Source organism: Mycobacterium sp. NS-7484 (assembly GCF_001953975.1).
Taxonomy (GTDB): domain Bacteria; phylum Actinomycetota; class Actinomycetes; order Mycobacteriales; family Mycobacteriaceae; genus Mycobacterium.
Genome location: NZ_MBEJ01000099.1, coordinates 83,014 through 99,775 on the forward strand (window position 1 = coordinate 83,014; position 16,762 = coordinate 99,775).

Sequence of the window (16,762 nt, forward strand, 5' to 3'; positions counted from 1 at the left end):
CCGCGAACAGACATAGACCCGCACTATCTGGCCCGAAAAAGTACTGGTTTACGTCTGCTCGCGGGAGAACTCAGGGGGTCAGCACGACGCGGGTCCCGGCCGGTTCACCGCCCGCCCAGACCTCGGCGACGTCGGCCAACGGCCTTGCCTGAGTGCGTAATTCGAGTCGACCGTCGGCCACCATGGCGAACAGTCGGGGCAGTGCCTCGGTGCGGGCCCGGCTCAGGACCTCCGGCGGCACACTGCCGATCCCGACGCCGCAGAGGGTGACCCCGGTGCCGCGCAGCACCCCCGCGTCGAGCGGCAGTGTCGGCCCCGCCATCGAACCGATCTGCACGAATCGGGTCGGGTGGTAGTGCGCGGCCGGGTGACTGGCAGCCAGGGCGGTCAGTACCTGGGCGGCAGGGTCACCCCACAGGTAGTCGAGGACCGCGTCGAACGGCCGTCGCGCATGCATCTCGGCGACCCGCGCACCCAGATCCTGCTCGCCGAGGGCGATCGTGTCGTGAGCGCCGGCCGACCGCAACCACTCCAGCCGTTCGGTGTTGCGGCCGGCGGCCACCACGGTTTCAGCACCGAACATGCCGCCCGCCAATTGCACTGCCATGGAACCGGTTACCCGGGTGGCGCCCAACACGAGCACATGGTCGCCGGGTTTGACGGCTGCGGCGTGCGCCAGGGCGGTCCAGGCCGAGATGCCGGGGTTGGGCAGGGCGGCGGCCGTCACCGAGTCCACGTGGTCGGGGATGTCGATGCCGCTTCGCGGGTCGACCAGTGTGCGCTCGGCCATCAGCCCGGAGTATCCGACGGCGCCGGTGTAGACGGTGTAGACGCGACGTCCGTCGCCAAGTCGTGCGACACCGTCGACGCCGGGGATCGCCGGCAGTTGAATCTCTTTGCTGGCGTAGTGTTTTCCCGATACCACGCCCCGGGTGAGGTTGGTCAGGGCCGAAGCTTCGACCTCGGCCACCTCGGCGCCGTCGCGTGGTTGCGGCTCGGGTACGTCGGTATAGATCGGGACAGAGCCCCATTCGGTGACCAGTGCGGCTTTCATGGTGGCTCCTTTTGTTTCTGCGGATATGGTTTCTACGGAAACAATCTACGCGGAGCAGTTGTGGGTGGCAAGATGGTTTCCGTGAAAACCAAACTTGAGCTGGTCGACGCCATCACCGGGTTGATTGCCACAGTGGGTGACCGGCTCGGGAACGACGGCGAGGGCGACGCCGAGCGCGATTTCATGGCCTCCGAATGCCCCGAGCGGCTACGGCAGATGGTGCGGGCGCTACCGACGTCATCGATGCACCTACTGGCGGAGATCGCCGAAGGCCCGGTCAGTTTGGTCGGACTGGCGGAGCGCTCCGGCCAGCTCAAGGGCACGGTGTCCAAACACGTGCAGCGGTTGGTGGAGGCGGGCCTGGTAGAACGCCACCCAGTGCCCGGCAACCGCAAAGAGATCGAACTCGGCCTGAGTGCCGACGGCCAACTCATCGCGGACCTGCACCGCCGACTGCACGACGAGATGGACCGCGGAGTCCGTGATTTCCTGCTGCGTTACAGCGGTGCGGAGCTGAAGGTGCTGGCCAAGGTTCTGGCGGACCTGGCCGCGGCACACAAAGACGGCGTCCGGCTGGTCCCGCCCGCCGACCGGCCCTGAGTTGGCCGGCCCGGATTCACTGATTCGAGGTGACCGACTCGCCGTCCGGGTAGGAGCCGGTGACCTGGAAGATCACCCGGCGGGCCACCTCGACCGCGTGATCGGCGAAGCGCTCGTAGAACCGGCTCAACAGCGTCACGTCAACGGCCGCCGTCACGCCGTGCTTCCACTCACGGTCCATCAACACCGAGAACAGGTGACGATGCAGATCGTCCATCGCATCGTCTTCTTCCTGAATCCGCGCCGCCTTCTCCGGGTCCTGGGTGAGCAGAACCTCGCGTGCGGCGTGGCCCAGTTCCACCGCAACCCGCCCCATTTCGGCGAAGTAGCCGTTGACCTCTTCGGGCAGCACGTGCTGAGGGTGACGGCGACGCGCGATCTTGGCCACGTGGAGAGCCAACGCACCCATCCGGTCTACATCGGCGACGATCTGGATCGAACCCACCACCGAGCGGAGATCACCGGCCACCGGAGCCTGCAGCGCGAGCAACACGAACGCCGACTCCTCGGCCTGAGTGCTCAGTGTGGCGATCTGCTCATGATCGCTGATCACCTGTTCGGCCAGCGCCAGATCGGCCTGCAGCAGCGCCTGGGTGGCGCGCTCCATCGCAGTACCCGCCAAATCGCACATGCCGGCTAGTTGGTCCGTCAATGACCGCAATTGCTCGTTGTACTGGGTACGCATGGTGCAAGATTATGCGGTCAGCAGCGTGATAGTCACGGTGCAACGATGAACGACCGGTGAACGCCGCCCGCCCGGCCCCTGAAACTATTCGCAGGTGGTGTCGGCCGCGTTCGTGACGGTCAGATCCTCGGGCAGATGCGTGGGGCTGCTGCTGGTGCCCTTGATCACGTGTACCTGCACCTCCGACCCGCTCGGGGTGGGCGGATTCACCGAGTAGAAATCGGTGCCGAGCACCACTTGCACCACGTCGCCCATCCCGGTCACCCGTTCGATGGTCGGATTGGCGAACGAGCTGGCCACCGTGGCGGCCGCCTCCTCATTTCCGGGCGAGAAGAACACCGTCGTCGCCGGCAGCGTGCTCGGATAGTCGTCGGGGGTGTTGACGTTGAAGCCGTGTTCCTGCAGTTCGGTGGCCGCTGTGGAGGCCAGGCCGCTCTGTCCGGTCGAGTTCGAGACCTGCACGGTGACCTGCTGCGGTTCGGTGGTGACCGCGTTGACCGTCTCGCCACTGTCCGTGGCGGCCGGAGCGGGAGCCGCCGCCGACTCGGGGGTCTGTGACGGCGCTGCGGCCTGCACCGACGACGTCGTCGACTCCGGAGTGCCCGGTACCGGAGTGTTGTCCGGGTTCTTCTCACCCGGCAGCGGATCGTCGTTGATGATCGCGTCGAACAGCGCACGCATGTCATCGGTGCGCGGCACCTCGTTGCCGTACTCGTCGGCGTATCCGACCGTCGGCACCGTCACGAACGTGATCCGGCCCGCGTTGACGCCTTGCACGGACTGGCCGAGGTCGACGAGGTCCTTGGTCTTGATGTTGTCGACGAAGCTGTCGCTGATGAACATGTTGACGACGTTGTTCAGCTTGTTCAGCGAGAAGAAGGTGTCGCGGGAGATCAACGACCGCAACAACGAGGACAAGAACAGCTGTTGGCGTTTGATGCGGCCGTAGTCGCCGTTGTACTCGGTGGTGACCTGACGGGCCCGCACGTAGTTCAGCGCGGTATGACCGTCGATCATCTGACGGCCGGCGTTGGGCAACACGGTGCCCAGCTCGTAATCCTCCAGCGGCGTGGTGCTGCAGACCTCGACCCCGCCGAGCGCGTCGACCATCTTGGAGAACCCGGAGAAATCGACGGCCATGAACCGGTTGATGGACAAACCGGACAGCTTCTGGATCACCTTCACCAGGCACTTCGGACCGCCGAAGGCGAACGCTGAATTCAGCTTGGTCTCGGTGTAGACCTCGTCGGGCCCGTAGGTTTCGGTCTCCTCGTCGTAGAGCGGACCGTAGGTCGCCGTCTCCGGGTTCCAGGGCTCGCACTGCATCGGGGTGATCGACAGGTCGCGCGGGAACGACACGGCGACGACGCGTTCGCGGTTGGCCGGGATGTTCACCAGCATGATGGTGTCCGAACGGGCGCCGCCGGCGTCCTCGGTGTCACCGGCACCCATGCCCGCGTTCTCGCCGAATCGACTGTCGGTCCCGACGATCAGGAAGTTCTCGTCCCCGAACTGGGCATTGGGATCCAGGATGTCGCGGGAGTTGGGATCGAGCGCGGCCACCTTGTTGAGGCTGTTGTTCTTCGAGCTCTGCCACTGCCAGGCTCCGCCGGTGAGGACCAGGGTGAGCACGGCGATCATCGCCGCGATGGCCCGCCCGGCCAGCATCACCCGATGGTTGCGCGGCGGACGAGGCTCGTCGTCGGTCTCGTCCCATCCGTCGGCGAGGTCATCGGCATCGTGCTCGTTCGGCGCCACCCGGCCGGCCCGCCACGACGGGCGCGACCGGGCCACGTCGTAGTCGTAAACCTGTACTGCCGGCAGCACATCGGTCCTGGTGCTGTCGGTCTCGCCGGTGTGGTGCTCGGCCGCCGGCTCGTAGGGCGCGTCGAAAGGAGCTTCGAACGTCTCGAAAGGTTCCCCGAACGGCTCCGGGAATGCCTCGGCGTCGTTATGGGGAAAGTCCTCCTGAAAGGCTTCGGGATAGTCCTCGGGAAGCCGCACTGCCGGGATGACGTCGGTCGGGTCGGGCACCTGCGGGCGGCTGTACGCCGGCTCTGGCTCTGGCTCTGGCTCCGATTCCGGCTCGGGCACGGTCTCGGTGGAATACGCCGGTTCGGCGTCGCCAAAGTCAGCAGAGTCGTCGGCATCGTCAGGCTCGAGGCGGTGGCGCGTAGGGGTGAACCCGGTCCCGGCCACCTTGGCGATCAGATCGGCGACAGTTACCCCGTCGGTGTGGCTTCCGGTCGGCTCGTCGGGCGGTGAATCATCGGGTAACAGCCGATCTTGGCGCTCCCACGGCGCGGCGCCTGGCAAAGGCCGCGGGGATCGGGTAAGCCATTGGTTGTCCGACTGCTCCTCGGGCGAGCGATGCCGACGGCCGGGAGTGGCGTTGTCACCGTCACTCATGTCCTTACCGGCCTCCGACTCTTCGAGCTTGCGCGAGCGCGTCGGTGCGCATCGCTCCCACTGTTGTGCTGGGCGCTGCTGAGGTTTTTCTCCTCATCTCTTCTAGCAGCACTGTGCCGCGCTGGCTACCTGAGCCGGCCGCGGCAAGGTCCTCATCGTACTGAGACATCCTGAGACTGAGCTAGACCCAACCTGGTGACAGAGCCATCTCGATGTCGTCTCGACGACAACGGATCAGCCCCCGGAGTTCATCACGTCGGCGGCCACCGGCACCGCGCAGTCGTCGGGATCGTCGAGCCAGCCCTCGGGCAGCGACACCGAGGCGGCCGAGCCCTGGCGCCCGCGCGGACCGCCGGCCGCCGCCGGGAAGGGCACGTCCGGGTCGAGTTGACCGAGCAGCTCGTCGAGTTCGGCGCGCGTCTTGACCAGGGCCAGGCCACGACGCAGATCGGCCCCGGCCGGGAAACCGTGCAGGTACCAGGCCACGTGCTTACGGATGTCCCGCATGCCCTTGTCCTCACCGAAGTGCTCACTGAGCAGTTCGCCGTGCCGGCGCACGATGTCGGCGACCTCCCCCAAAGTCGGGGGAGTGGCGGCCGGGCGGCCGGTGAAGGCTGCCGACAGCTCGGCGAACAACCAGGGGCGGCCCAGGCAGCCCCGGCCGATCACCACGCCGTCACATCCGGTGGCGGCCATCATGGCCAGTGCGTCGTCGGCCTCGAAGATGTCGCCGTTGCCCAGCACCGGAATGCTTGTGACATGGGCTTTGAGTGCCGCGATCTGGTCCCAGTCGGCGGTACCGGAGTAGCGCTGCGCGGCAGTGCGGGCATGCAGCGCGACGGCCGCGGCGCCCTCCTCGGCAGCGATGCGCCCGGCGTCGAGGTGGGTGTGGTGCGCGTCGTCGATACCGACCCGGAACTTCACCGTCACCGGGATGTCGGTGCCTGCGACACCGCGTACCGCGGCCGCCACGATCTGGCCGAACAACCTCCGCTTGTAGGGCAGTGCCGATCCGCCGCCGCGCTTGGTCACCTTGGGCACCGGGCAGCCGAAATTCATGTCGATGTGGTCGGCCATGCCTTCGTCGGCGATCATCTTGGCCGCCAGGTAGGTGGTTTCGGGGTCCACGGTGTACAGCTGCAACGAGCGCGGCGATTCCTCGGGCGCGAACGTCGTCATGTGCATGGTCACCGGATGGCGTTCGACCAGGGCCCGTGCCGTCACCATCTCGCACACATACAGCCCGCTGACCGTTCCGGCGCGGGCGATCTCAAGCTCACGGCACAGCGTGCGGAACGCCACGTTGGTGACGCCGGCCATGGGGGCGAGGACGACGGGACTGGGCAACGCGAACGGCCCGATCCGCAGTTGGGATCGGGCCGGCGCTGCCGTTTCGGCGGGGGGAGTTGCTACGACGATGACGACACCAGCAGGTTCTTCATGGCCTTCTTCTCGGCCATCTTGCGCTCACGCTCCAGGCGGCGTTCCTTGGCGACCTCGAACTTGTCGCAGGCGTCCTCGAGCTCTTCGACGATGCGGCCCAGGTCGTCACGGAGCCGTGCGCCCTCGCCGGTGAAGTCCTCACGTTCGAAGATGCGCCACTTGCGCAGCACGGGCATCACCACGTCGTCGAGGTGGATGCGAGGGTCGTAGACCCCGCCGACGGCGATGACGACGGCCTTGCGGCGGAAGTCGGGCACGGTGTAGCCGGGCATCTTGAAGTTGTCGAGCACGCGGTGCAGCGAGGCGATGCCCTGGTTGGGGGCGATGTCCAGGCCGGCCGCCGAGACGTCGCGGTAGAAGATCATGTGCAGGTTCTCGTCGGCGGACACGCGCTGCAACAGCTGGTCGGCGATCGGGTCATCGCAGGCCTTGCCGGTGTTGCGGTGGCTGACGCGGGTGGCGAGCTCCTGAAACGACACGTACATCACGGAGTCGAACAGGCTCTCGGCGAAGAGGTCGCCCTGCTGGTTCTGGCCGGGGGAGAAGCCGCGGGTGACCTGCTCGACGCGCAGTTCTTCGAGTTCGACGGGGTCGACCGCGCGGGTGACGACGAGGTAGTCGCGCAGGGCGATGCCGTGGCGGTTCTCCTCGGCGGTCCAGCGGTTGACCCACTCGCCCCAGGCGCCGTCCATGCCCATGTTCATCGCGATCTCGCGGTGATAGGAGGGCAGGTTGTCCTCGGTGAGCAGGTTCTGGATCATCGCGGTCTTGGCGACCTCGGACAGCTTGGACTGCCCGGGCTCCCAGTCCTGACCGCCGAGCGCGTAGTAGTTCTTGCCGTCCGACCAGGGGATGTAGTCGTGCGGGTTCCAGTCCTTACGCATCCGCATGTGGCGGTTGATGCTGGTTTCGACGACAGGCTCGAGTTCGTGCAGGAGCTGCAGGTCCGTGTATTCCTGCGACATATGCCCTCAACTCTCCTTGGCGCCCTTCCGGACGCTCAGTTATCTGTACCTGTTGGTTGCAGTCAATATATCTGTGTAACTCGGTGACATTCAAGTTACTCCGCGTGTGTCACATGAGCGCTGCGGCGCGCGGTTTGCGGCGGTACGATCCGCACTAACAGCTGTTGGTTACCCACATTCGGAGGTTGGGCACACGTGAAGAAGCTCATCGTCGTTGGCGCTGGAACTGCCGTCGCCACCGGTGCGGCGGTATCCCTTCTTTTCGGTTCGGGCCTCGCGGCCGCCGCGCCTGACGTGGTGGGGCAAAAGTACTCGGACGCTTCGGCTGCCATCGAGGACAGCGGCGCGAGCGCCAAGGTCGCCGTGACCGTGGGCAGCAAGCTGTCCCAGGGCGACTGCATCGTCACCAACGCGTGGGACGCACCGTTCGTGCGTGACGGTGGCGGCGAGTTCGGCCATGCCGATGGGGAGGTCATGGTCGCGCTGAACTGCGACGGTGACCATGCCACCGCCGAGCACCCGGGCGCGTCGGTGGCCAGCCCGGCCGGCCGGGAGGCCAAGGCTGCCGCCGACGAGGCTGCCGCCGAGCAGCAGCAGCAACTCGAACAGGTCAGCACTCCGAACGAGTAACGTCGGACGCGCAGCGTTCACGCGCAATTTGATTGCGCGACATGGTATTTCGAACATCGATCGGTAACTTCCCCTCCGGCTTGACATTCGACGCCAGAGGGGGAACCACCCCGGCGCTTCTGTCGCCAGCCCGGCCGGCCGGGAGGCCAAAGAAGCCGCAGACGAGGCTGCCGCGGCCGAGCAGGACGGTGTCGCCGAGGCCAGCACCCCGGACGAATAGTCCGGTTCAGAAGCTGCCCACCCGGCCGACCAGCATGTCGACGCAGTAGTCGATGAACTGTTCGCGGCTGGCCGGCAACCGGTCATCAAGGTACGCGGTGAACAGCGCGGTGAGTGCACCGATCAGGCTCGTGGCGACCATGGCCTGACGCACCGGATCGGCGATTCGGGTCAGCTTGCGCTGCAGCAGCCCGATGAAGTTGGGCATCCACTCCGCGCCCGATCGGGTCAACACCGGCTCGGATTCCGGGGCCAGGAGCAAAACCCGGCCTCGCATCGGGTCGTCGACCATGAGCGAGACGAACTGCTCGACCGCCTCGCGAGGAGTGACCGCGGTGGTCAGCGCGGCCATCGCGCGGGCGCAGACGTCGTCGTAGACGGCCCGGACGAAGGTGTCCCGGTCGGTGAAGCTCTCGTAGAAGTACCGCTCGGTCAGTGCCGCGGCCCGGCACACTGCCCGCACCGTCACCGCGGGGCCGTCGGACCTGCCCAGCAACGTGACGCCCGCGGCGATCAGCTCGTCGCGGCGACGGGCCGCACGCTCCGGTAGGGGAACGCCAGACCATCGGCCGCGCCGTTGAGCGGATGGCACATCAACTCCTAGCGTCCGTGGCAACAGAGGTTGTCACACCTGCGACACAAGATACTTCTGCGCCGTGCTCGGTGACCAGCGGATGCGCAGGTTGTCCGGGCTGCCGGGGCGTCGCCGCCGCGCGTCAGCGTCCGACGAGCGAGGCGTACTGCGGGCAATAGACCTTGACCGCGCCCCACACCACGTGGGTGGCCTGGCCCTTGTCGATGCCGGCCTGGTTGCGCAACTGGTTGATGATGCCGCGCACCGTGCGGGCCGGTTCGATCTTGCCCTTTTCGACCGCGTCGCAGACGCCTCGCCCCACCGTGCCGGCCTCCTCCGCGGAGTTGGTCGGCACCCCTAGATCCTTGACGATGGTGAAGAACTGGTCGTCCTGAGCGTTGGCATGCGCCGGCGCCACCCCGAAAGCGGCGCCCGCTGCCATCGCGGCAGCGCAGATCGCCGTGGCTGTGACGCGGATGCTCAGGCGCCCGGAGGACATGCGGTGACTCCTTCATCGAAAACGGCCGACCCCGCGCTCAACGATAAACGGGCCCGGCCGAAGGCGCTTGCCCACGTGGCCGAAATCCCGGTGCCTGTGAGATCGCCGTAGCCGAGCTGCTACCCCTGGGTAATTGCTTGGCAACGGCTCTCGCCGAGGCTGTCGCCATGACGACCATTTATGACCAGATCGGCGGTGCCGAGGCTCTCGAGACCGTCGTCGACGACTTCTACCGGCGGGTGCTGGCCGACGACCAACTGTCCGGCTTCTTCAGCGGCACCAACATGGCCCGGCTCAAGGGCAAGCAGGTGGAGTTCTTCGCCGCCGCGTTGGGTGGGCCGGTGCGCTACAGCGGGGCGCCGATGCGCCAGGTCCATCAGGGGCGCGGGATCACCATGCACCACTTCAGCCTGGTCGCCGGCCATCTCGGTGACAGCCTGACCGACGCCGGAGTCGCGGCGGCGACCGTCGGCGAGATCATCGCCACGATCGCGCCGCTGGCCGACGAGATCGCGACCGCGCGGAGCGCGTGAACGGACGGCGCGCGGAGCGCGTGAACGGCGACCGTGAACCCGCCTTTCGGCGGGCGTCTGGTGCCCCCAGTAGGGCTCGAACCTACGACCTGCGGATTAAAAGTCCGTAGCTCTACCAACTGAGCTATAGGGGCGCGAGAAGACAGGGTACAAGATGAGGCAAATTGGTGTTGCGACCACACGGTTTGAGGATTTGGGCATCTGTACCCTAAGCTATCGAAGCTCCCAACGAACGAGGTTGACGAGTGCCCCGGAGAGATTCGGATTAGGCCCCCATCGTCTAGTGGCCTAGGACGCCGCCCTTTCACGGCGGTAGCACGGGTTCGAATCCCGTTGGGGGTACGCACCACGGAAATGTGGAGCACGCAGGAAAGCAAGGCCCTGTGGCGCAGTTGGTTAGCGCGCCGCCCTGTCACGGCGGAGGTCGCGGGTTCGAGTCCCGTCAGGGTCGCCATCACGGCGAGGCAGTTCGGTTTGCAAGAGCCGGTGCCTTCCGGCCAGGTAGCTCAGTTGGTACGAGCGTCCGCCTGAAAAGCGGAAGGTCGCCGGTTCGATCCCGGCCCTGGCCACTGAGAGAACCCACCGGCGACGGTGGGTTTTTTTGTTTGCGGAGCATGTTGCTCGGAAGCCCGAATCTGATAGGTGAGACATCGGCTGTACATGGCGTGGCAGGCGGATTGCCATTCAATCTAATCCAACTATAGTTGTGTTGCTCTAACTTTAGTTAGAGAAGGATGCGGGTCATGCAGCTGAACAAGCCGTTCGCAACGGTGACGCCGACGCTCGACGGCGACGTGCTTGCTGTCCTGGCGAGTGCAGACGTCACGTTCACGATCAGCCAGGTCCAGCGCATCCTCACCACGGCGTCCGGGGAGGGCATCCGCAAGGTACTCAACCGGCTCACCGCGCAGGGCGTGGTGCTGCACGACGAGGTGGGTAGAACCCACACTTACCGCCTCAATGTCGAGCACCTCGCGGCCGAGCCAATCAGGATGCTGTCGCGGCTGAACTCCACGTTCCTCAGCAAACTGAAAGAGCACTTCGACGACAAGTGGTGCAAGGATCTGAAGTACGCCGCGGTGTTCGGCTCCGCGTCGACCGGGCGCATGAAGCTCGACAGCGACATCGACCTGTTCTTGGTCCGCAGTGCCGACTCCGAGGACGACGATGCGTGGGACCAGCGGTTGACCGAACTTGCCCGGCTGGTCACCGCGTGGACCGGAAACGACGGCCGAATCGTCGAGTACACCGAGGATGAGTTCCGCGCCGCGGCCGCCGCAGGTGAGCCTCTGTTCCAGGAAGTGTCGAAGCAAGGCCAGACGGTCGCAGGGAGGCGGGCCTGGTTCAACGCGCAGCTGCGCGCGGCGAGGAAGTCCTGAAGCAAGCGGTCGCTGCCCGCGGATAGTTCGCGGGTCGTCCGCATGAATCCCAAGCTCAACCCGACCCGTCCCGAACCCCGCCTGGGCAACCGACGAGAGCGACCCATCCGGGATTTGATCGCCTAGGCGCCGGGCTGTGCCGTGCGCAGCACCTTGCTCATCGGCTTGCCGCGTGCCAGCTCGTCGACGAGCTTGTCCAGGTAGCGGATCTTGCGCATCAGCGGATCCACGACCTCCTGCACCTTTACCCCGCACACGACGCCGGTGATCATCGAGGCGTTTGGGTTCAGCGAGGCGTCGGCGAAGAACTCCGCGAATGTCGTCTCGTCGTCGAGGTGGTGCTGCAACGTCGTCTCGTCGAACCCGGTCAGCCAGCAGATGGCCTCGTCGAGTTCGGCCTGGGTGCGACCCTTGCGCTGCATCTTCGCCAGGTAGTGCGGGTACACCGCGGCGACGGCGGTGCCGAAGATCCGGTGCTCCATGCGTCGAGGCTACGGCGTGGTGGCGTCTGTGACCGCGGTGTCAGACTGCGTGCGTGCCTCATCGGCTGACGCGACCGGCCTGGCGCTCGGAGGCCCTCACGCGGTAGGGGGATCTCGTGGTGACCGGCTGCAATTGACCGCTGGCGACGATTGTGGGAACCGCCGTGGCGCTTCTCGAAAACTAGATCTGCCAGTCGTTGGAGCCGTCGTACCGGGGGTAGGCGCCGCCGCCGGAGTTCTGCACGATGATCGGGTCGCCGGGTTTGACGGTGTCGAAGAACCACTTCGCATTGGCCGGGCTGATGTTGATGCAGCCGTGGCTGACGTTGCGCTTGCCCTGATCGGCCACCGACCACGGCGCGCTGTGCACGAAGTCACCGCTGTCGTCGAACCGGACGGCCAGATCGACGGTCAGCTTGTATCCGTTTGGCGAGTTGACCGGGACACCGTAGGTGGACGAATCCATCACCACCGAAGGCAGTTTCTCCTGGACGTAGAACGTGCCGTTCGGCGTCTGGTGGCCGCCGGCCGCCATACCCATTGACATCGGGATGGTTTTCTCCACGGTCCCGTTGCGAGTGACGGTCAGTTGGTGGGTGGTGTCGTTGGCGGTGGCCACCACGGCGTCCCCGATGGCGAAGTTGGACACCGTGCCGGCGGCATCGACGGTGACGGCGGTGTGCGCCGGCCAGAAGCTCAGCGGACGCCAGCGCAGCTGCGTCGGGGTTATCCAGTAGAACTTGCCGGGAACCTCCGGGACCGACGAGATATGGATGGCGTTCTCGGTGGCACCGGCATCGGCGACAGGGCCCGGGAAGTTGATGATGACCGGTTGTGCCACACCGACGGTCGCGCCGTCGGCGGGCACGAGCCTCGGTGGCTCGAACGGGGCCGGGTCTGCCTGTGCGGCACTGGCGCCCAGCACCAGCGCACCGACCACCATCGAAGCCGCTGCGGCTGCCCTCAACGCGCCGAAAAGCCGTCCCGTCGTCCCGTAGCTCATCTCGCCATCGTGTCACGCTGGTTGGACTGTCCGGTGTTTCATCGCCCCGTCCACCACCACCGCCGCCGACGCGGAGCGGCACCCGCATGCGCGTCGCGCTTGTGCCGGCACACCTCACCGGCCGCGGCCACCGCCGCCGGGTCGAATCCAGCCGGCACCGGGCCCCCGGCCACGAGCGCCCGCACCAGGGCCTCCTGTCGCCGCGCCAATGACTCGGTCATGCCCACGCCTTTCGTGCGCGCGAGGTGATCGGCGCGGTCCCCGCAGCCGCAGCGATCGCGTCCAACTCGTCGAACAGTTCGGCCGCCGGTGGGTACCGGCCGTCACGCTCCAGCATGAACGGCGTATCCACCCGGTCACGTAATGCCGTGACGAGCTCGAGCACCTCGGTAGGTGTCCGGTCGGTGTGGGTGTCGTGATAGAAACCTTTCCCTTCGCGCCCGCCGGCCACGTGACTGTAGGCCACCCGCTCGACCGGAAGCCGGGCCAGTTCTCGTTGCGGGTCCAGACCCCGGTTGCGGGCATTGGCATAGACATTCGCCACATCGAGCACCAGGAGCACTCCGGTGCGCTCGACCAACTCGGTCAGGAACTCCGACTCGCTGAGGTCCGATTCCGGCCACTCCACGAAGGAGGCGATGTTCTCCACCGCCAGTGGCACCGGAAGCTGGTCGGTGACGCGTTTGATGTTGCGCGCCAACGCATCCAACGCTTCGTGGGTGCGGGGGACCGGCAGCAGGTGGCCGGCCTCGACGCCGCCGGCGCGCACGAACGCGACGTGCTCACTGACCAGTGGTGACCCCAGTGCCTGTGCGCAAGCCGCTAACCGACGCACCCGGGCCGGTTGCACCGGTTCCACGCCGCCCAACGACAGCGCCACCCCATGGGGAATCACCGGGACACCGGCCGCCGCGAGCCCGACGAGCATCGGCTCCGGCCGGGCCCGGCGGCGACGCATCGGCACCGATTCGGCGATCACCTCGCAGAACCCCGGCGTCAAATCGGCGACCACCCCGGCAATCTCGCGCCGCCAGCCCAGGCCCAGGTCGCCCAGTGTGGGCACGGCGCGCGGCGCGGTCATCCGCCGCACCCGCCACAGCCGCCGCACCCTCCGCAACCGCCGCCACCTCCGCCGTCTCCGCCGCAGGAAGCCCCGCACCCGCCGCCGTCGGCGCCGCCACCGGAATCGCCGCCGGCAAGTTCCACAGAGCTCGAATAGTCGCCGTCGAGCACCCACAGCGCGCCGGTCCCGAACAGGGCGACGGACAACGCCACTCCGACGGCACCGTAGGTCTCGAATGCGGGACGCTTCGCTGGATCCAGGTAGGCGAGCTCAACCTGCTTGGCGGCCAGCAGCTTGCGACCTGCACGGGTCAATCGATTCACCTCGAGCAGGTGCGGAAGCACGAGCGTCGCGCACAACACGGTGGTGACCACCACCGCGGCGAACGTCACCGCCAAGCGAGGTTGCTCGGACAGCGAGGGTCCCAGGTAGATGGCGTAGCCCCCGCCGAGTATCAGGGCCATGATCAAAGGCGCGGTGCCCCAGCGGATGGTGGCCCGCTCGGCCCGGCTGTGTACGAGGCCGCGGTCGCTCAGACGTTGTTCCAGCTCCGTGAGGTCGTCTTCGGATGCGGAGAACAGACCCGACACCGTGTGCTCGGGGTCGGCGGCTGCCCGTGCCAACACCCGAGCGGTGAACGGGTCGGTCTCCTGCGTGGCGACCGTGCGGTCCACCCGCCGGTCTCCGGTGATCCGGTTAGCGGCGCGCAGGCCCGCCAGGGCGGTGACCACCGGGGCAACGTTCGAGCGTAGGTAGGCCAGCTCGGTCGGGTTCAGGGGTTCGGTCACTGCAGGCTTGCGCGGGGTCATCACGATCCGCCACGTCACCGCGAAGACCACTGACGCGGCCAACACGGCCAGATAGCCGTACCCCGCGTCGGACATCGCCGACGCGTACCAATCGATGAGTTTCTCGATCGACATCACAGTCACCTCCTGGTGTTCGGTCCAGACCACGGTGCCGCGGCTGTGCCGGTTACCGGTCACAAGATTTCAGGCGGCGTGAGTGGTCATCGGCCCGGCCGGATCAGCCAGCGTGCACGCCGTAGGACAGAAGTCGGTGAGGCTGCGATGGCGGTTGTATGAGGAAGTTCGGTGCGGCGAGGCTGGTGGACCGCACCGGAGGTCACAGTAGGCACACTGCGCCTCGTGGACCTTATCTGTAACATCGCCCTCAGAGGCATCGATAATCACGCGTGTCGCAAATCTGTGGGGGTGAAGCCGTGCGCCGAGCGTTGGCGGCCTGCGCGCTGGCCCTGGCGGTGGCCTGCGGCGGGGTGATCCCAGGGATCGCCCAGGCCGCCCCGCCGGTGGCCGGCAAGGATTTCACCAAGCCTGCGATCGTCATCCTCGGCTATGGGCTCAAGCCCGACGGTTCCATGCGCGCGATCCTGTATCACCGCGTGCTCACCGGCCTGGCGATCGCCCAGGCATTCCCGCAGTCCCCGGTGATCGTCACCGGCGGCAATCCCCGCAACGGCCAGACCGAAGCTGCGCAGATGCGCAATCTGCTTCTCATGCTTGGCTTTCCGGCCAACCGGATCATCGTCGAGGACCGGGCCAACAGCACGGTTCAGAACGCACAGTTCTCGGTCCCGTTGGCGAAGAAGGCCGGTGCCACTGGCATCATCGTGGTGACCTCCTCGACCCATCAGGGCCGCGCCGATCAGAACTTCGCCGACGCGGGCGGCAACGTGCTGGCCACGGTGAGCTTCCCGGACGGCAATCCCTCGGTGAACATCGCCCAGTTCGTCAGGGATGTGTTGAGTCCGTTGACGCCGATCGGTTGAGCGCCGGCGACTAGGCTGATGGTTGTTTGGACGAAAGTGTGACGACGATGCGTAAAGCAGGCCGGCTATCCCGATTGCTCGTCGGGTGCTGCGCCGCCGCCATCGCCCTGGCCCCGGCGGCCACCGCCCAACCGGAGCCCTTCGATCCGACCGGAAACCGTTCGGGTGGGCCGGTGCCCACGGTCAACGGTGTTCCCTGCGTGGGCGGCGGCCTGGGCGCGTGCCTGAGTTTCCGGCAGAATCACCCGCCCAACGCCAGTTCCGAGGCGCGCTCGAGCTTCGGGCACAGCCCCACCGTGCGGCGCTGACCGGCATTACGATGCAGGCCGAGATGAACAGTCCCACCACGTCCGCCGCACCCGAGAAGAGCCCTGCGACCGACAAGAGCGCGTTTCGATCACGTCTGCTCAACGCCTTGATCGAATCGATCATCGAGGTCGGCTACCAGAACACCACGGTGGCCGACATCGTGCGGCGGGCCAAGACTTCTCGACGCACGTTCTACGAGCAGTTCGACAGCCGCGAAGACTGCTTCGTGGCCCTGTTGACCAGCGTCAACGCCAAGCATGTGCGGGAGATTGCCGGTGCGGTCGACCAGCAGGCGCCGTGGCAGGCGCAGGTGCGCCAGGCGGTCGAAGGGTGGATCGGCTCCTACCAGGCTCACCCGGAACTGATGGTGGCGTGGATCCGTGATCTGCCGACCCTGGGCGCCTCCGCGCGGGCACTGCAGCGCGAATCCATGGAGAAGTTCATCGCCCTGGTGCAGGCGATGACGAGCACCGAGGCGTTCCGCTCGGCCGGGGTACAGATCTCGCGTCGACGCACCATCATGATGCTGGGCGGATTGCGGGAGCTCACCGCGATCACCGTGGAGAGCGGTGGCCAGATCGGGGACATCACCGAGGACGCCGTGTTGGCCTGCACCGCGATGCTCACACCGCTCACCTGACCGCGACCGCGGCCTGCTGGTGGCGACGCTGCCGTTCCATGGTGGCGAAGTAGAACGCGAAGGCAAACGCGAAGCTGGTGAACAGGCTCGAGACGAAGAACAGCCACGGGTGCCGGATACCGCGCCGCATCCCGTCGATGATCGTAAACAGCGGCAGCAGAATGACATTGGCGATCGTGTAGTCGGCGCTGGCGGAGCTGGCCGCCGGGTTGGTGTATCCCAGTGCGATGAATTCGGTCCAGCTGCCCGGTCCCCAGATCGGGTTGCCGCCGGGTGGGGCGTATTCGGCGACGAACTGCGAGTTGAAGTACCAGCAGATCGGGATCGATGCGAGGCCGACGGCGTAGAACGCCAGCTCGACGCGTGAGAGCGCCGGGCCGGGTGGGCGCGAGAAGATGCGGGGATTGAGGCGGATCACGAGCGCGACGACGGCCACGCCCAGCACCGCGTGAACGATAAGCGACACCATGGCGTGAGCACACTCGC

20 protein-coding genes and 4 tRNA genes are annotated in these 16,762 nt (G+C 66.6%); 10 read left to right on the forward strand and 14 right to left on the reverse strand.

Annotation, left to right across the window (positions count from 1 at the left end; genetic code table 11):
* Positions 1-70 precede the first annotated feature (70 nt).
* Positions 71-1,054 carry a zinc-binding alcohol dehydrogenase family protein gene (locus A5733_RS18710; protein ID WP_076241209.1) on the reverse strand — a complete coding sequence of 328 codons (984 nt, stop codon included), beginning with the start codon at positions 1,052-1,054 and terminating at the stop codon, positions 71-73.
* A gap of 81 nt (positions 1,055-1,135) precedes the next feature.
* On the opposite strand from A5733_RS18710, the gene A5733_RS18715 reads away from it, so the two are divergent.
* Positions 1,136-1,654: a MarR family winged helix-turn-helix transcriptional regulator gene (locus tag A5733_RS18715; RefSeq protein WP_076241279.1), complete on the forward strand. Its 519-nt coding sequence runs from the start codon at positions 1,136-1,138 to the stop codon at positions 1,652-1,654.
* A 16-nt stretch (positions 1,655-1,670) separates the two neighbouring features.
* Here A5733_RS18715 and phoU read toward each other — a convergent pair whose 3' ends face one another.
* From phoU to A5733_RS18735, 4 genes are all read right to left on the reverse strand, one after another.
* On the reverse strand, positions 1,671-2,339 hold the full coding sequence (gene phoU / locus A5733_RS18720; RefSeq protein ID WP_067769850.1) for a phosphate signaling complex protein PhoU: 669 nt from the start codon (positions 2,337-2,339) through the stop codon (positions 1,671-1,673).
* Positions 2,340-2,423: 84 nt separating this feature from the next.
* Entirely contained in the window at positions 2,424-4,748 is a 2,325-nt protein-coding gene (locus A5733_RS18725; protein WP_083666301.1) for an LCP family protein, read from the reverse strand.
* Between the two features lie 234 nt (positions 4,749-4,982).
* Positions 4,983-6,116 (reverse strand): tRNA dihydrouridine synthase DusB, encoded by a 1,134-nt coding sequence (gene dusB, locus A5733_RS18730; protein WP_076241211.1) that lies wholly within the window; start codon positions 6,114-6,116, stop codon positions 4,983-4,985.
* A gap of 41 nt (positions 6,117-6,157) precedes the next feature.
* Entirely contained in the window at positions 6,158-7,156 is a 999-nt protein-coding gene (locus A5733_RS18735) for an acyl-ACP desaturase (RefSeq protein WP_067769854.1), read from the reverse strand.
* A 195-nt stretch (positions 7,157-7,351) separates the two neighbouring features.
* On the opposite strand from A5733_RS18735, the gene A5733_RS18740 reads away from it, so the two are divergent.
* Entirely contained in the window at positions 7,352-7,786 is a 435-nt protein-coding gene (locus A5733_RS18740) for a hypothetical protein (protein WP_067769859.1), read from the forward strand.
* Between the two features lie 226 nt (positions 7,787-8,012).
* On the opposite strand, the gene A5733_RS18745 is transcribed toward A5733_RS18740, so the two are convergent.
* Both A5733_RS18745 and A5733_RS18750 read right to left on the reverse strand, forming a co-directional pair.
* Complete coding sequence (locus A5733_RS18745) at positions 8,013-8,597, reverse strand: TetR/AcrR family transcriptional regulator (RefSeq protein WP_067769861.1); 585 nt, start codon at positions 8,595-8,597, stop codon at positions 8,013-8,015.
* A 124-nt stretch (positions 8,598-8,721) separates the two neighbouring features.
* A complete protein-coding gene (locus tag A5733_RS18750; RefSeq protein ID WP_067769863.1) occupies positions 8,722-9,078 on the reverse strand; it encodes a DUF732 domain-containing protein in 357 nt (118 codons plus the stop codon).
* Positions 9,079-9,245: 167 nt separating this feature from the next.
* Here A5733_RS18750 and A5733_RS18755 point away from each other — a divergent pair, with 167 nt between their 5' ends.
* Positions 9,246-9,611: a group 1 truncated hemoglobin gene (locus A5733_RS18755; RefSeq protein ID WP_067769865.1), complete on the forward strand. Its 366-nt coding sequence runs from the start codon at positions 9,246-9,248 to the stop codon at positions 9,609-9,611.
* A gap of 58 nt (positions 9,612-9,669) precedes the next feature.
* Here the strand turns inward: A5733_RS18755 and A5733_RS18760 are convergent.
* A tRNA-Lys gene (locus A5733_RS18760) sits at positions 9,670-9,745 on the reverse strand.
* 135 nt (positions 9,746-9,880) lie between these two features.
* Here A5733_RS18760 and A5733_RS18765 point away from each other — a divergent pair.
* The 4 genes from A5733_RS18765 (at position 9,881) to A5733_RS18780 (ending at position 10,990) form a co-directional block, all read left to right on the forward strand.
* A tRNA-Glu gene (locus A5733_RS18765) sits at positions 9,881-9,953 on the forward strand.
* Between the two features lie 35 nt (positions 9,954-9,988).
* A tRNA-Asp gene (locus tag A5733_RS18770) sits at positions 9,989-10,065 on the forward strand.
* Positions 10,066-10,106: 41 nt separating this feature from the next.
* A tRNA-Phe gene (locus A5733_RS18775) sits at positions 10,107-10,180 on the forward strand.
* Between the two features lie 174 nt (positions 10,181-10,354).
* Positions 10,355-10,990 (forward strand): nucleotidyltransferase domain-containing protein, encoded by a 636-nt coding sequence (locus A5733_RS18780; RefSeq protein ID WP_076241280.1) that lies wholly within the window; start codon positions 10,355-10,357, stop codon positions 10,988-10,990.
* Between the two features lie 122 nt (positions 10,991-11,112).
* On the opposite strand, the gene A5733_RS18785 is transcribed toward A5733_RS18780, so the two are convergent.
* From A5733_RS18785 to A5733_RS18805, 5 genes are all read right to left on the reverse strand, one after another.
* Complete coding sequence (locus tag A5733_RS18785) at positions 11,113-11,472, reverse strand: DUF2200 domain-containing protein (protein ID WP_076241212.1); 360 nt, start codon at positions 11,470-11,472, stop codon at positions 11,113-11,115.
* Between the two features lie 181 nt (positions 11,473-11,653).
* The gene (locus A5733_RS18790) at positions 11,654-12,415 is read right to left on the reverse strand and encodes a L,D-transpeptidase family protein (RefSeq protein ID WP_369830955.1); all 762 of its coding nucleotides are present in this window, start codon (positions 12,413-12,415) and stop codon (positions 11,654-11,656) included.
* Positions 12,416-12,513: 98 nt separating this feature from the next.
* Positions 12,514-12,696, reverse strand: coding sequence for a hypothetical protein (locus tag A5733_RS18795; RefSeq protein ID WP_076241283.1), 183 nt, complete (start codon positions 12,694-12,696; stop codon positions 12,514-12,516).
* The gene (locus tag A5733_RS18800) at positions 12,693-13,556 is read right to left on the reverse strand and encodes a DUF692 domain-containing protein (protein ID WP_076241281.1); all 864 of its coding nucleotides are present in this window, start codon (positions 13,554-13,556) and stop codon (positions 12,693-12,695) included. The genes A5733_RS18795 and A5733_RS18800 overlap by 4 nt, the downstream gene beginning before the upstream one ends.
* Complete coding sequence (locus tag A5733_RS18805; protein WP_198938870.1) at positions 13,553-14,461, reverse strand: TIGR04222 domain-containing membrane protein; 909 nt, start codon at positions 14,459-14,461, stop codon at positions 13,553-13,555. The genes A5733_RS18800 and A5733_RS18805 overlap by 4 nt, the downstream gene beginning before the upstream one ends.
* 299 nt (positions 14,462-14,760) lie before the next feature.
* Here A5733_RS18805 and A5733_RS18810 point away from each other — a divergent pair, with 299 nt between their 5' ends.
* The 3 genes from A5733_RS18810 to A5733_RS18820 are packed head-to-tail and all read left to right on the forward strand — an operon-like array spanning position 14,761 to position 16,276.
* Complete coding sequence (locus A5733_RS18810; protein ID WP_082957692.1) at positions 14,761-15,327, forward strand: YdcF family protein; 567 nt, start codon at positions 14,761-14,763, stop codon at positions 15,325-15,327.
* A gap of 47 nt (positions 15,328-15,374) precedes the next feature.
* Complete coding sequence (locus A5733_RS18815) at positions 15,375-15,635, forward strand: hypothetical protein (RefSeq protein WP_198938872.1); 261 nt, start codon at positions 15,375-15,377, stop codon at positions 15,633-15,635.
* Between the two features lie 23 nt (positions 15,636-15,658).
* Positions 15,659-16,276: a TetR/AcrR family transcriptional regulator gene (locus tag A5733_RS18820; protein ID WP_067770018.1), complete on the forward strand. Its 618-nt coding sequence runs from the start codon at positions 15,659-15,661 to the stop codon at positions 16,274-16,276.
* Here the strand turns inward: A5733_RS18820 and A5733_RS18825 are convergent.
* Complete coding sequence (locus A5733_RS18825) at positions 16,269-16,745, reverse strand: DUF2834 domain-containing protein (RefSeq protein ID WP_076241214.1); 477 nt, start codon at positions 16,743-16,745, stop codon at positions 16,269-16,271. The genes A5733_RS18820 and A5733_RS18825 overlap by 8 nt on opposite strands.
* Positions 16,746-16,762 lie beyond the last annotated feature (17 nt).

Coding starts and splice junctions, on each gene's coding strand:
- A5733_RS18710 (WP_076241209.1), bottom strand. CDS start 1,054: ATGAAAGCCGCACTGGTCACCGAATGGGGCTCTGTCCCGATCTATACC.
- phoU (WP_067769850.1), bottom strand. CDS start 2,339: ATGCGTACCCAGTACAACGAGCAATTGCGGTCATTGACGGACCAACTA.
- A5733_RS18725 (WP_083666301.1), bottom strand. CDS start 4,748: ATGAGTGACGGTGACAACGCCACTCCCGGCCGTCGGCATCGCTCGCCC.
- A5733_RS18735 (WP_067769854.1), bottom strand. CDS start 7,156: ATGTCGCAGGAATACACGGACCTGCAGCTCCTGCACGAACTCGAGCCT.
- A5733_RS18750 (WP_067769863.1), bottom strand. CDS start 9,078: ATGTCCTCCGGGCGCCTGAGCATCCGCGTCACAGCCACGGCGATCTGC.
- A5733_RS18755 (WP_067769865.1), top strand. CDS start 9,246: ATGACGACCATTTATGACCAGATCGGCGGTGCCGAGGCTCTCGAGACC.
- A5733_RS18780 (WP_076241280.1), top strand. CDS start 10,355: ATGCAGCTGAACAAGCCGTTCGCAACGGTGACGCCGACGCTCGACGGC.
- A5733_RS18785 (WP_076241212.1), bottom strand. CDS start 11,472: ATGGAGCACCGGATCTTCGGCACCGCCGTCGCCGCGGTGTACCCGCAC.
- A5733_RS18790 (WP_369830955.1), bottom strand. CDS start 12,415: ATGGTGGTCGGTGCGCTGGTGCTGGGCGCCAGTGCCGCACAGGCAGAC.
- A5733_RS18795 (WP_076241283.1), bottom strand. CDS start 12,696: ATGACCGAGTCATTGGCGCGGCGACAGGAGGCCCTGGTGCGGGCGCTC.
- A5733_RS18800 (WP_076241281.1), bottom strand. CDS start 13,556: ATGACCGCGCCGCGCGCCGTGCCCACACTGGGCGACCTGGGCCTGGGC.
- A5733_RS18805 (WP_198938870.1), bottom strand. CDS start 14,461: ATGTCGATCGAGAAACTCATCGATTGGTACGCGTCGGCGATGTCCGAC.
- A5733_RS18815 (WP_198938872.1), top strand. CDS start 15,375: ATGCGTAAAGCAGGCCGGCTATCCCGATTGCTCGTCGGGTGCTGCGCC.
- A5733_RS18820 (WP_067770018.1), top strand. CDS start 15,659: ATGAACAGTCCCACCACGTCCGCCGCACCCGAGAAGAGCCCTGCGACC.
- A5733_RS18825 (WP_076241214.1), bottom strand. CDS start 16,745: ATGGTGTCGCTTATCGTTCACGCGGTGCTGGGCGTGGCCGTCGTCGCG.